The organism is Shewanella kaireitica (assembly GCF_023284045.1).
Classification (GTDB): domain Bacteria; phylum Pseudomonadota; class Gammaproteobacteria; order Enterobacterales; family Shewanellaceae; genus Shewanella; species Shewanella kaireitica.
Genome location: NZ_JAKIKQ010000004.1, coordinates 112,324 through 127,027, shown reverse-complemented (window position 1 = coordinate 127,027; position 14,704 = coordinate 112,324). Strand labels below are relative to the sequence as shown.

The 14,704-nt window shown below is 45.9% G+C and carries 7 protein-coding genes; 2 read left to right on the top strand and 5 right to left on the bottom strand.

Annotation, left to right across the window (positions count from 1 at the left end; translation table 11 throughout):
* Positions 1-115: 115 nt before the first annotated feature.
* Positions 116-2,953, bottom strand: coding sequence for a M16 family metallopeptidase (locus tag L2730_RS07690; RefSeq protein ID WP_248974055.1), 2,838 nt, complete (start codon positions 2,951-2,953; stop codon positions 116-118).
* Between the two features lie 455 nt (positions 2,954-3,408).
* Here L2730_RS07690 and L2730_RS07685 point away from each other — a divergent pair, with 455 nt between their 5' ends.
* Entirely contained in the window at positions 3,409-4,662 is a 1,254-nt protein-coding gene (locus L2730_RS07685; protein ID WP_248974207.1) for a dicarboxylate/amino acid:cation symporter, read from the top strand.
* Between the two features lie 94 nt (positions 4,663-4,756).
* Entirely contained in the window at positions 4,757-4,945 is a 189-nt protein-coding gene (locus L2730_RS07680; protein WP_248974054.1) for a hypothetical protein, read from the top strand.
* A 54-nt stretch (positions 4,946-4,999) separates the two neighbouring features.
* On the opposite strand, the gene L2730_RS07675 is transcribed toward L2730_RS07680, so the two are convergent.
* The 4 genes from L2730_RS07675 to L2730_RS07660 form a co-directional block, all read right to left on the bottom strand.
* Positions 5,000-10,288 carry a beta strand repeat-containing protein gene (locus tag L2730_RS07675; protein ID WP_248974053.1) on the bottom strand — a complete coding sequence of 1,763 codons (5,289 nt, stop codon included), beginning with the start codon at positions 10,286-10,288 and terminating at the stop codon, positions 5,000-5,002.
* Positions 10,289-10,346: 58 nt separating this feature from the next.
* Positions 10,347-11,666: an HlyD family type I secretion periplasmic adaptor subunit gene (locus L2730_RS07670; RefSeq protein WP_248974052.1), complete on the bottom strand. Its 1,320-nt coding sequence runs from the start codon at positions 11,664-11,666 to the stop codon at positions 10,347-10,349.
* A gap of 10 nt (positions 11,667-11,676) precedes the next feature.
* The gene (locus L2730_RS07665; RefSeq protein WP_248974051.1) at positions 11,677-13,389 is read right to left on the bottom strand and encodes a type I secretion system permease/ATPase; all 1,713 of its coding nucleotides are present in this window, start codon (positions 13,387-13,389) and stop codon (positions 11,677-11,679) included.
* A 177-nt stretch (positions 13,390-13,566) separates the two neighbouring features.
* A complete protein-coding gene (locus tag L2730_RS07660; RefSeq protein WP_248974050.1) occupies positions 13,567-14,697 on the bottom strand; it encodes a sodium ion-translocating decarboxylase subunit beta in 1,131 nt (376 codons plus the stop codon).
* Between the last annotated feature and the right edge of the window lie 7 nt (positions 14,698-14,704).

The following is a 14,704-nucleotide window of genomic DNA, read 5'->3' as shown; positions in this document are numbered from 1 at the left end:
TTAACTAAACTTTCAAGTCATATAAAAATAACTGTTATGTCTATATCATGACAATTATAGATGAGGCGCCCCACCTATAGGAGCACCACATCTATATTGGGCCTAAATGCAAATTTTACAACTGCAAAATCTCAATTGGGTAACCAAGTGTAGATAATTCAGACTCTATCTTGGCACGATCGCCAACGACAAGAATAAGCATATCGTCAATTTTTAACTGACTTTTAGCTAAACCATTGAGCTCATTAAGTGTCACCTCATTAGTGATCTCAGTTTGCTGCTCACTATAATTGTCATCCAGATTATAACGTTGAATATTACGCATTAAGCCCGCTTTTTGGTACGGCGTTTCGTAATCTAACGCTTTAGACTGTGAAATAGAGTTTTGCATAAAGGTTAGTTCATTCTCAGTCATGCCAGTCGCTTGGAACTCATTAATCTCTTTAATAAACTCGATTAATGCTTCGGTTGTGACATCACTACGAACACTGGCTGTCGCTTGATAGTAGCCTTGCTCAGGGCCACCAGAGAAATAGCTTCTTGCGCCATAGGTGTAACCTTTGTCTTCACGAAGATTAAGGTTGATACGGCTATTGAATGCACCGCCCAATGGGTAGTTCATCAAATACGACTTAAAGAAAGTACCTGTAGCATCATACGCAAGTGCACGTTTACCAATCTTAATCACAGACTGCGCCGCTTCAGGCTTATCTACGATGTAGATTTTACCTCCGGTGAATGCAGGTAATTCAGCCAACTCAGGAAATGGGGTTTTATCGCCCTTCCAGCTGTTTAGACCGCTCAACTTCGCTAGCATCTGAGCTTCATTTAAGTTACCTACAGCCACGATTTGAGCATTGCCCGCAGTGTATTGGCGCTGATAGAAAGCTTTCACATCATCTAAAGTGATTGCAGAAACAGATTCAATAGAACCACCACTGCTCACTCCAAACGGACTTTTATCACCGTATAACAGCGTTCCAAATGCTCTAGAAGCTAGATAGCTTGGTTCAGTCAATTGACGTTGAAGATTCTGTAGCAGCTGTTGCTTAACCCTGTCGAAATCAGCTTGTTTAAAGGCTGGTTCAAACAGCTTCTCTTGTACAATTTTCATTGTTGCATCAAGATTTTCAGTCAAAGCAGAGATCTTTAGATGACTTTGATAGCTACTCGCGCCAAAGCTGACATTACTGCCAAGCATCTCTAGTGCTTGGGTAAGCTCTTCTGCACTGCGATTAAGGCTTGACTCATTCATCATTGATGCTGTGATTGATGCTAAACCAGCTTGCTGCACATCAAGTATTCGATGACCACCATTGAGGTATACAACGACTTCAACCGTTGGAGTTTCATTGGTTTCAGTACCGATTACTTCAATGTCATTAGCTAACTTACCTTGCCATAGCGTTGGGATTTTCAATACCGGTGCAGCGCCAACAGGCGGTACCACATTACGATCAAACTTAGAGGTAATTTGCGGTTTAACGTTTAAATCTTGCACGGCCACGGCAGCGACTTTTTCAGTTGGCGCAACAAAATTATCTGCTTTAGCGATTAACTGCTTCTGACCTTGTGGTACAACACTCATTACCACCATAGGCTTGCCTTTAATATATTGATTAAACACGCGCATCACATCTTCTTTGGTGACGTTGGCATAACGAGCCAAATCAGACCCAATCATGTTGGGATTACCCGAAAATGTTTCGTTAAATGCCAGGCTGGATACTTTAACCTGCACGCTTTGCAAACCAAAAATAGTGGCAGCTTCAAAGTTAACTTTAACTTTTTCCAGATCCTCATCATTCACGCCACGCTGTTCAAACTCAGTTATCGAGTCGCGCATGATTTTCTCAATGGCGTCCAAATTCCCGCCTTTAGCAGGATTCGCTAATGCGTACAAAGAGAACTGACAAGCAAGCTCCTGACAAGGATGGCTAACACCAGCCTGCACTGCAAAACCGTCTTTGACCAAGTTCTTATAGAAAATTGATGTTTTACCACCACCAAGAATATTAGACAGTAGATCTAATGCAGGTTCATCTTCATGACGGGCATAAACAGTCGGCATGCCCATGCGGATCAGTGGCAAGTGAACACGATCTTCCATTGATAGATAACGATCTTCATCCAAAGTCACTAAAGACTTCGTTGGTTCAGCAACCGCAGGACCTGCTGGGATTTCACCAAAATACTTGTTTACCCAAGCGAGCGTTTGCATTTCATCAAAATCACCACCAATCGTTAGTGTGGCATTATTAGGCCCATACCAACGTTGGAAAAAGTGTTTAACGTCTTCAACATCTGCTCGGTCTAAATCTTCAGGCCAACCGATGACAGGCCAAGAATAAGGATGACCTTGGGGATAGAATGCTTGATTGAAACGTTCACCCATTCTGCCGTAAGGACGGTTGTCGATACGCTGTGCGCGTTCGTTTTTAACCGTCTCACGCTGTACTTCAAACTTATCTTCGGTTAGCGCTGGTAAGAAAAAGCCCATTCGATCCGACTCAAGCCAGAGCATTTTCTCTAATTGATTATTCGGTACAGTTTCAAAATAATTGGTTCTGTCGGTATTTGTGGTGCCGTTTAAGGTGCCACCCGCTTCGGTAACCATCTTAAAATGTTGTTCATCACCAACATGTTGTGAGCCTTGGAACATCATGTGTTCGAACAAGTGTGCAAAACCGCTGCGACCTTCCAATTCACGTCCTGAACCGACGTGATAGGTTACATCAACATGCACCAGCGGATCGGAATGGTCTTCATGTAATATAACGGTTAATCCGTTGGCTAATTGATATTTACGGTAAGGGATCCCTACTTCCTGGCCGGAAAAACTTACGCTCTCTAGTAATTTAACTCCTGCAGGTAAAGTGGATTTCACCTCTTGTTGACCCGCACATCCAAATAACGCGGCGCTCACGGCCGCCGCTAACATCCATTTTTTCAATTGTTATCTCCTTCGCTTGAATGCGATATTGCTTTAACGTCTGCACATGGCTCTAGTATTACTCACTCAGCTTAAAACAACCAGTGAGGACTAATCTGCCTAAAACTCCGCTTATACCGAAAATCAACCACAATAATCAACATACCATTTCCATGCGTTTCAGCTTTAGCTCTCATGACTCCTAGTTAAGTCATCAAATCTATTGTGTTTTTATAGCATTAAAAGTAATTACCAGTCATGTTACTTACATGTAAACTGTTAATATAATTAAAACAAACTTGCATATCACAATAAGTTATAACTAAATCGGTTTGTGGTGCAAGGCACTCTCTCTATAGAATGCCAATATATACTCCTTCGCTATGTGAAGGCAGGATTTTCCCAACTCGAAATTGTAATAAATTAAGTGATAACTCTGTCACTTAAACTATAAAAATAGAATATTTGGAATATTGATAATGTGGCAAACGATTAAAAACATCCCTTTTTGGCAAAAGGTATTAGCAGCCTTTGTGCTTGGCGCCACTGTTGGCGTTATCTTTGGTGAATCCGCAACGGTATTAAAGCCGCTTGGCGATCTATTTATCAGCGCTATTAAAATGCTGGTTGCACCGCTTATATTCTGCGCCATTGTAGTGAGCATCACCTCTTTAGGCTCACAGGCAAATCTGAAACGATTAAGCTTTAAGACGCTAGGCATGTTTATGCTGACAGGTACGATTGCATCGCTCATTGGCTTAACGATCGGCTCTTTAATTGATATGGGCGGTACCACCGAGCTTGTGGCAAGCGAAGTGAGCGAACGTCATGTTCCGGGTTTTGCTCAAGTACTACTTAACATGGTGCCTGTGAATCCATTCGCCTCACTCGCCGAAGGAAAAGTACTGCAGATTATCGTATTTGCGGCATTGATTGGTATTGCTATCAATAAAGTTGGTGAAAAAGCTGAACCACTGAAGAAAACGCTTGAAGCAGGTGCCGAAGTGATGTTCCAGCTTACTCGTATGGTGTTGCAACTAACTCCTATAGGTGTATTCGGTCTAATGGCGTGGGTTGTTGGTGAATATGGTTTATCGATGCTGCTACCATTGGGTAAATTTATTGGTGCTATTTATCTTGCTGCATTAATCCACATTATTTTCGTCTACGGTGGGTTAGTGAAGTTTGTGGCCAAATTAAGCCCAGTTCAATTCTTTAGAAAAGCAATACCTGCACAAATTGTTGCATTCACGACTGCATCAAGTTTTGGTACTTTGCCAGCCAGTACTCGCTGCACAGAATCAATGGGAGTGTCTAAACGTTACAGCTCATTTGTACTACCACTTGGTGCGACGATGAATATGGATGGCTGTGGTGGTATTTACCCTGCAATAGCCGCTATTTTTATCGCTCAAATCTATGGTATCCCACTCGATATGACTGACTACATGCTAATTGCCGTAACCGCAACGGTAGCCTCAGTAGGCACTGCAGGCGTGCCAGGAAGTGCAATGGTTATGCTCACGGTAACATTAGGTGTTGTTGGATTGCCACTTGAGGGGATTGCATTTATTGCCGCCATCGATCGTATCATCGATATGATCCGTACTGCGACTAACGTCACCGGCGATATGATGACTGCGGTTGTTATTGGTAAGTCTGAAGGCCAGTTAGATCAACAACAATTCTATGCAGATGACAACCCAAAGCCCGCTTCCGTAGCCAGCTAGACATTTCAGTCCCAATAAAAGGCCGCTATCGCGGCCTTTTTATTATATACTTTCAAATCATATCGCTACGCGACTAATATTGAGGATGTTAAGTATGGCAAAGCTGTTTTTTCTTCCACTGTTACTCTCTCTCGCATGGGCACTATTTCTCAACTACAACGGCATCCCTCTTAAACAAGGAAGAAAAGGCTTTCTCTATATCGTCGGTATTAGCTTAACGATTATACTCGCCTTAGGTTTCTTACTTTGGCTTACTGCCGACCAGAATATTCGTAACTGGTAGCCCATATAAAAGCGGCAAAGTGCGCCTAACCATTTAGGCAAGGCGCTAACAGTATTAACCTAAGCCTTCTTCATTTAATGAAATACCACCGATATCAATATCACTCCAAATCACTACATCCCCCTCTTCACTTGAGAAAATGTAACCTTGAAGGTCGTCAATATCCACTCCTTCAGCTTCATATTTCTCCCGTAGTTCCGCATCCATATCTTGGCTACTTAAGGTACTGTCTGACTGAGTCCAGCCACCATCTCCCGTTAAGTCAATATTATCACTGCCAACTACCAAGAAATTGTTTTCGAATGGGTCGTCATTGTCGTTGCCAACAATATCGTCACCGTCACTTTGTTGATAGATTTTATCCAGTGACAGCATCAGCTGAATATCACTAACCCCTTCCTCAACAATCAACGCCTCCATGTTTTGGATCCCAGCCCCTGTCATGTCGATGATCTCATTGTTCTCACTCGAGACTTGTAATACATCGAAACCATCACCGCCATCGTAACTAAAGCCGTTACTATCCATACTACCATCAGCATTACTGCCAAAATCTTCTCTATCAAAGACGATGCTATCATCTCCCGCTCCAGCAAATAGCACGTCAGCACCTGTGCCACCATCGAGGAAGTCTGAGCCACTCTCACCAAACAAAATGTCTTCACCGCTGCCGCCCGCTAACGTATCCGCGCCGTCACCACCATACAGTTCATCATTACCGCTGCCACCATCGAGCTTGTCATCGCCAACACCTGCAAAAAGCAAGTCACTACCACTCCCGCCACTGAGTTGGTCATTGCCACCATCTCCATGAAGTTGGTCATTGCCGCCACTTCCTGCAAGCTTATCGTCGCCTTCCCCGCCGAAGAGTTGGTCATTACCGCCACCGCCGGTCAACTTATCATTACCCGCCTCGCCGTATAGCATGTCGTCACCCGAACCACCGCTTAAGTTATCGTTCCCCTCGCCACCAAACAGTTGATCATTGCCACTACCCGAACTAAGTGTGTCATTACCTGCGCCGCCTTCAAGCAGATCAGAGCCTGAACCACTGGTCAGTTTGTCATTACCATCTCCGCCAGATAGTTGGTTATTACCGTTGCCAGCATTTAAGTTATCTGAACCTGCGCCACCACTTAGATTATCATCGCCACCAGTTGCAATCAGAACATCATCGCCATCACCACCACTTAAGGTATTATTGCCTGCACCCGCTTCTATTCTATCGTTTCCGACACCGCCGGAAAGGTTGTCATGTCCTGCGCCTGCTATGATCGAATCATCACCTTCACCGCCTGTTACCGTGTTGTGACCATCGCCAGCTCGTATAGTGTCAGCCCCCGTTCCGCCTGAAATCACATCGCTACCAGCCCCTGCAATCAAGGTATCGTTACCAGCATCGCCACTAATTTGATTACCGCCGTCACCGGCATCAATAATGTCATGACCATCACCACCGGAGAGGATGTCACTGCCGCTGCCTGCTATAATGCTGTCATTACCCGCACCACCACTGACTTGATTGTGCCCTTCTCCTGCGTGAATGATATCGTCTCCTTCACCACCAGCAATCACATCATGGCCACCACCTGTTGTTATAGTGTCATCGCCCGCTCCGCCAGAGACTATATTATCTCCAGCCCCAGCCTCAATGGAGTCATTATCGTCACCACCATCAATAGTGTCATGACCACTACCTGTTATTATCGTATCCTCACCACTGCCGCCTTCAACGGTATTATTACCAAGATGCGATTCGAGATGATCCTGACCTTCGCCACCAATTAAGCTATCATTACCGCTACCACCATAGATAACATCGTCTCCCGCTCCGCCATCAAGGGTGTTATCACCAAACTCTCCATGCAATTCATCATCACCTTCACCACCTATCAAGTGATCATTACCGACACCAGCAAATAGCTTGTCCTTTCCAGTGCCACCTTCGATAGCATCGTTACCATCACCGCCAAGCAGAACATCATCACCTTCACCGCCAGCGATAGTGTCATGACCACTGCCTCCATCGACGAAATCACTGCCTAAGCCACCAATTACATTATCATCACCGTCACCAGCAAAGAGTTGATCATCAGCATCGCCACCATCTAAAGTATCATCACCTACACCACCAAATAACAGGTCAGCTCCAGCGCCTCCGGATAAGGTGTCATCACCACCTTCGCCAAACAGTTGGTCATCACCTTCGCCACCAGCTATTTGATCATGACCCTCTCCACCAAAGAGCAGATCATTACCTTCGTCTCCAGTAATAGCATCATCGCCATCACCACCAAATATGACGTCAGCTCCGACGCCGCCAGAAATGGAGTCTTTGCCTGTACCACCATCAATGAAATCATCCCCCTCTTCGCCATGCAAGGCGTCATTACCATCACCGCCATAGATAACGTCATTTCCTGTTCCGGCGTAAACAGTATCAGCACCGACTCCACCGTAGATCTCATCTTTGCCCTCACCGGTGTTGATAGTATTATCTCCGTCTTCACCAAAGACTTGGTCATCTCCTGCACCAGTTGCAATATTATCGCTACCTGTACCAGCAAAGACCACATCATCACCTGTGCCAGTGTCAACGGTGTCATCACCCGCACCAGCAAAAACTAAGTCATCACCTTCTGCAGCTAAAATCGTATCATTACCACCATCGCCGTAGAGCTGATCGTCTGCCGTGCCACCAATAAGCTTATCGTCTCCTTCACCACCTGCGAGCAAGCCTGCTTCATTCTCGGCATAAAGCGTGTCATTGCCTGCGCCACCATAAAGCTCATCGTAACCCTCGCCACCAATAAGCTCGTCGTCACCGTCACCGCCATACAATTTGTCATCCCCTGCACCGCCTAACAATGAATCACTGCCCGCCCCAGCATAAATTGTGTCATTACCCGCTTCACCTAAAAGCGTATCATCTCCAGCATCACCAACGAGTACGTCATCGCCTACACCACCTGAAAGTTGGTCCGCACCACTACCGCCGATAAGCGTGTCATCCCCCTCTCCACCGGTAATAACATCATCACCTTCGCCACCATCGACTAAGTCATTACCAGCTCCACCAATTAAGGTATCCGCGCCACCACCGCCATAGAGAGTATCATCACCTTCACCACCATCAAGATGGTCAATACCTTGTCCACCGTGAAGCAAGTCATTGCCTAACCCCCCTTCAATGGTATCGTTACCATCTTGGGCATAGACCGTATCATTGCCATCACCCGCATCAATGGTGTCATTTCCAAGTCCTGCATCGATAATGTCATCACCAGCTCCCGCTATAATACTGTCGTGACCATCGCCACCAATCAACACATCGTCACCGTCTTGTGCAGTAATAATGTCATCTCCGCTACCACCATCGAGGAAATTATCACCACTGCCAGATAACAGCTCATCGTTACCTTCACCACCGCTGAGAGTATCGCTACCTTCGCCACCTTCTAATCGATCAGCTCCAGCTCCACCAAAGAGGGTATCGTTACCAACGCCCCCAATAACTGAATCATCACCATCTTCAGCATAGATAGTGTCATCACCTTCGCCCCCAGTGATAACGTCGTCGCCAGCCCCTGCATATATCTGATCATGACCCGCACCAGCAATAACGGTATCATCGCCTGCGTCAGAGAAAATAACATCATCACCGTGACCTGCATCGATGGTATCGGCGTCAACGCCCGCATAAACTAAGTCGTTACCATCACCTGCGTCGATGGTGTTAGCCCCTGAACCAGAATAGATCTTGTCATCACCACTACCGCCAATAAGTGTGTCATCGCCGCTACCTGCATATATCGAGTCGTGGCCAGTGCCGCCATCTATCGTATTGCTGCCGCCACCACCAAACAGCGCATCATTACCCGATCCGCCGTCAATGACATCATCGCCAGACTCGGCATAAACGAGATCATCTCCCTCACCTGCAATAATTTGGTCGTTATCGCTGCCACCATAGATGGTGTCATTTCCGCTACCACCATCAAGTACGTTGGTGCCAGAATAACCAAACAGCACATCATCACCCTCCCCCGCCGTTAGCACATCGTCACCATCACCTGCGTGCAGCTCATCGTTACCAGCACCACCATTTAGGGTATCGCTGCCCTCTTCACCAAAGAGCTTATCGTCGCCTTCACCGCCTGTTAACGTATCATCACCGCTCCCTGCAAGTAAGACATCCGCGCCGCTACCACCGTCAAGCTCATCAGAGCCATTACCTGCAATTAGCGTATCGTCACCCTCTCCACCCATTAAGATATCGTCGCCCTCATCGCCTTGTAGATAATCATTTCCGCTACCGCCACTGAGCTGATCAATACCTTTGCCACCTAATAAAGAGTCATGACCAGCACCGCCAATTAGCGTGTCGTTACCATCATCACCAATGAGTAAATCATCTCCTTTACCACCATCGAGAGTGTCATCGCCAAGCTCTCCCATTAAGGTGTCATTGCCAGCGCCACCATCAAGCGTGTCGCTATCATCCCCCCCCATCAGTGTGTCTTGTCCCTCACCGCCAGTAAGCAGGTCATCACCTTGCCCTCCCATCAATAGATCATCACCCGCTTCACCATGCAATTGATCGTTATTGATACCACCGTCCAGCAGATCATCACCATCCCCGCCAAACAATTTGTCTTCACCTTGCTGCCCCATAAGATGGTCATCACCATCACCACCATCTAATACATCGTCATAGGTGTTATGGGCTAACAGCTCTACAGAATCGATATTGATTTCTGCGCCAGCGGCAATACCTGAAGTGACAAATTGCAGCTCTATATCGCCGTTAGCATCTAGCTGATCGCTGCTAATCTCAAAATGAATCTGAATGGTTCCATCGGCAAGTTGTGTGGCAGTGCCTGAAGCGGCAATCACCATATTGCCGTTCTCATCGGGAATTAGAATATTGACGGTTAGCTCTGCACCGTCTTGTAGTACTGGACTATCCTGAGGCACAGCCACATTTAGGGTGAAATCATTGCCGCCGCTTCCCACATAGCCGCCAATATTCACAATTTGACTGACGGCACTATTTCCTGTTATCGGCTCAATGGCGTCTTCAACATTAAACACTTGTTGCTCGACGCCCCAAGCGGTAGTTTCTGCATTTTCGACCACAGGTGTATCTGACTGTTCGTCTAAACCTTGGTCGCCCAAGATGAAGTCCTTACCCTCTTGGCCTGAGATACTGTCATCGCCCTCTCCGCCAACCAAATAGTCATCACCAGAACGACCATCTATGATGTCATTACCAGTTCGTCCTTCAATATGGTCATCACTACTTGTACCAACAAGTAGATCATTTTGATTAGTATCATCCATGACAAAATTCCTTCATTAAATAGGGAGGTAATAGAAGCTAAATAGCTTGAACTAATAATTAACTTTCTCTAAATGCCAGCTCAAAAGAGCTACCAAGTGGTGACAACAGGTATTCAAGTAATGTCCGAGGTTGCAGCACAATAAAAACATCGGCAGACATTCCTGGGTGCAACTTAATATTTGAATGGTTGCTATCAATGGGGTTCAGCTTAACTTTGACTAAGTATCCTTCTGGTTGTCCTGCTGATGAAGCGAAAAAACGGTCTGCAGAGACGTGAATGACCTCTCCGCTCATTGGTATTGCATCGCGACTGTCATAAGCGGTAAGCCGGACTTGAGTTGATAACCCTACATGCACGACATCAATATCCTCTGGACGCACATAGGCTTCCACTATCATGTCATCTGTTTCTGGCACTAACTCCATCAATATCTGGCCCGGCGATATAACGGCTCCAATAGAGTGAATAGCCATGGCGACAACGGTGCCGCTATGCTCTGCGGTAATGTTAATATGCTGCTTCTTATCAATTTGAGCAGACAGTCGGTGCAAACCTTCATCTCTTAACTGTCGCTGCTCTTGTAATTGCTGTGCCCAATGCAGTTGTCTATTTGAACGTTCTACCTCATGGTTTTGATTCAATTCCCCCAGCCTTGCTGTGGTGACATCAACCTCTGACTGTAGCTGCGCGAGCAGACCTTCAACCCCAGATTCGCTGCGCTGAATCGCCAAGTGACGAGATTTAGAGACAAAACCATCGTCTAGTAAACTGGCATTCATCTGTACCTCTTCCCTGACTAAATCTAACTGCTTCCGAGTCGATACAAGCCTCAGTTGAGTCCCTTTTAAGCTGTGTTCTAGCTGATTTTTTTGGAAAGTGTATTGCTGAGTAAACATATGAAAATCTGAAGTCTGCCTTTCAAACATCAATTGCTGCATGACCATTATTTGGCCAACTTCATCGCGCTGCTGATGCTCTAAAACAAGCGAAGAAAACACTAAGTGGGTTGAATTCGCTAATCCATCACCAGCTCCTTCGAGTAGCGGAGTTAACCTATCGATTTGTGCTTGGGCTCGTACTGTTTTTAATAACAGCCGCTGATAGTCAGCTTCTACCTGCACGTCACTTAACTCAATCAAGATTTGGCCTTGATCTACGTGTTGTCCTTCAAAAGCTAAGATCTGTTTTACTTGACCGCCGTGTAAGTGCTGTACCTTCTTGCGTTGACTCTCGGCCACCAACTTACCCGGTGCAATGGCTGCGGCATCGATTTTGGTCAAACTCGCCCAAATAACAAAGCCACCGACAGCAAACACGATAATAGATAAACCGAACACTATGACCCTGCGAGTATTAAATTCCACTAAATCGTCCATGCTCATATCCTTACTGATTTGCAGCGGGTTTATCGATTGATTGAACCGCATTTTCTGTACGTTCGCTGATCTCATGTATATCGGAAATAAACTTTTCTTTCGGACCCGCTTTTTCTATAAAACCGTCTCTTAAGCAAACAACCCAATCCATCTGCCTTAAAAATCCCGCTCGGTGGCTGATCATTATCACGGTGATCCGTTGCTCTTTGCAGTACTGCAGTACTATCGCCAAAGCCACTTCGCCTTCGGGGTCTAGGTTAGAATTGGGTTCATCTAGGATTAACACTTTAGGTTTGCTAAACAGTGCTCTAGCGAGAGCTAAGCGTTGCTTTTGTCCACCACTGATTTGACTACCCACCTCACCTAACTGAGTTTCATAACCTTTAGGTAAACCGATAATAAGTTCGTGGACACAGGCAAGTCGTGCGGCTTCGACGATCTCTTTAGGCTCAGCATCACTGAATCGGCAGATATTCTGCGCAACAGTGCCAGATAGAAGCTCTACATCTTGGGAGACAAAACCGATATAACGCCCGAGTTCATCGCCATTCCATTGATTCAGGCAGGCGCCATCAAGCTTTACCATACCGCTCGTGGGTGTCACGATCCCCATCAGTAGCTTGGCGAGTGTCGATTTTCCAGAACCGCTAGGGCCAATTATCGCGAGGGAGAGCCCCGCTTGTAGGCGAAAGTTAATATTGTTAAGTATCGGCTTGTTATGACGATCGATAGCAAAGCATACTCGTTCGAGTAGGTACTCTCCTTTAGGGGCGGGTAGCGAGGTCTTTTTCTCCTCAGGTGCTTTTTTTAACGCCTGCTTCAATCTTTGATAGGCCTGCCAACTCGACTCCCAATTTTTCCAGCAACCAACAGCTTGCTCTATGGGTGCCATAGCCCGTCCAAGAATAATTGAGGCTGCTATGATCTCACCAGTGCCCAATTGCTGAGTTAGCACAAGCCCAACACCGATACCAATAACGGCTACCTGTAAAAGCGTCCTAGTTAAACGAGTTAATACCAACATCATGCTGACCTTATCGGCCACACTCCACTGTAACCCGAGTAATTGTTGATGCCCTTTCTGCCAATGCTTAGCAACATCAGCCGCCATCCCCATGGCTTGCAATGAACTTGCATGACGTAAGATATCGTTTATCTGCATGCTACTTTCAATCACCGCTTTTGATGCCGCATCCTGCGGTGGTTTAGCAGCAGCTTTGACACCAAACGCTAACAACGACAATACGATTGCCCCAAATGTCGCCGTTACGCCCAATAATGGATGTAGCCCAAACAACACAATAAGAAATACGATAACCCAAGGGGCATCAAAGATTGCCGTCGTTGATGGCGTAAGGAGAAGGCTTCGAACTTCACGCACATCGAGTAAACTCTGCTTGCTAATACTGCCTTGCCTAGCAGATGCTTCAATTGATTCATGTACCAGCATAGAGCTCAACTTCATCTCAAGCTTAAGCCCGCTTTGTTGCATCAACTTATTACGGACAAAATCCAGCGACGCTTGTACAACAAGCAAAAAAACGACAATGAGAGTGAGGTTAACGAGGGTGTGGTAACTGGAACTAGCTATGACTCGCCCAAAGAGTTGTAAACTGTAAATAGGCAGCGCTAGCATCAAAAGATTGACAAAAACACTGAATATCGCCACGTACTTTAATTCCATTTGTAGTGAGCGAATAATACTATTGAAGTGATTATTCATAAGTTCGCACTCCATTGCGAAAGGTATTGCTGGTGCCGAGGTAAACTGACGTTAAGTTGCTTTCAGTATAGCCAAGGGTTTTAAAAATTTTGCTTCACGCAAAAAAAATCCCGTACTTAAAAAGTACGGGATTGATTTAGCTCATAAATATATTTGATATTTTAGTCAAACATTTTATTAGCCAAGCACAGCAAGTAATACACCGGCGGCAACCGCACTACCTAATACCCCTGCCACATTAGGCCCCATTGCGTGCATAAGTAAGAAGTTTTGGTTATTCGATTCAAGCCCCACTTTATTCACGACTCGAGCGGCCATTGGCACAGCCGAAACTCCTGCGGCGCCCAGTAGCGGATTTATTTTTCCACCCGATAGCTTACTCATCAGCTTAGCCATTAATACCCCTGTCGCCGTGCCGATACCAAACGCTACAGCGCCCAATACCAAAATACCAAGAGTTTCGACTTGTAAAAACTTATCTGCAGATAACTTAGAACCTACCGCGAGGCCTAAGAAGATGGTCACGATATTGATCAACTCATTTTGCGCCGTGCTCGATAGTCTATCAACCACGCCAGATTCACGCATCAAGTTACCGAGACAGAACATGCCCACCAGCGGCGTTGCTGCTGGTAAGAACAAAATAGTTAATCCAAGTACCATCAGCGGGAAAATGATCTTCTCCTTTTTGCTGACTTCCCTTAACTGCTCCATCTTAATTTGACGCTCAGACTCTGTCGTTAGCAGCTTCATGATTGGCGGCTGAATGAGTGGTACCAATGCCATATAGGAGTATGCAGCAACCGCAATAGCACCCAGTAGATCAGGCGCCAGCTTGGACGCCAAAAATATCGCCGTAGGCCCATCGGCACCGCCGATAATCGCAATCGCGGCCGCATCCTGCATCGAGAACTCAAAACCTGGAATTAGGTTTAGGCCGATTGCACCAAGCAGCGTGGCAAAAATGCCAAATTGCGCCGCTGCGCCCAATAACAACATTTTAGGGTTAGCGATCAGCGCACCAAAATCGGTTAAGGCACCTACCCCCATAAAGATAAGCAACGGGAATATCCCAGTTTCAATACCAACATGATAAGCAAAGTAGAGCAGCCCACCTTCATCAGTGAAACCTGCATTGGGAATGTTGGCCAAAATGGCACCAAAGCCAATAGGCAGCAATAGTAATGGTTCAAATCCCTTAGCAATGGCTAAGAACAGCAACAAGCAGCCAACGCCCATCATAAATATTTGGCCTACCGTAAAGTTGGCAATGCCTGACTCTGACCAAAAAGCTAATAATCCTTCCATGAAGACT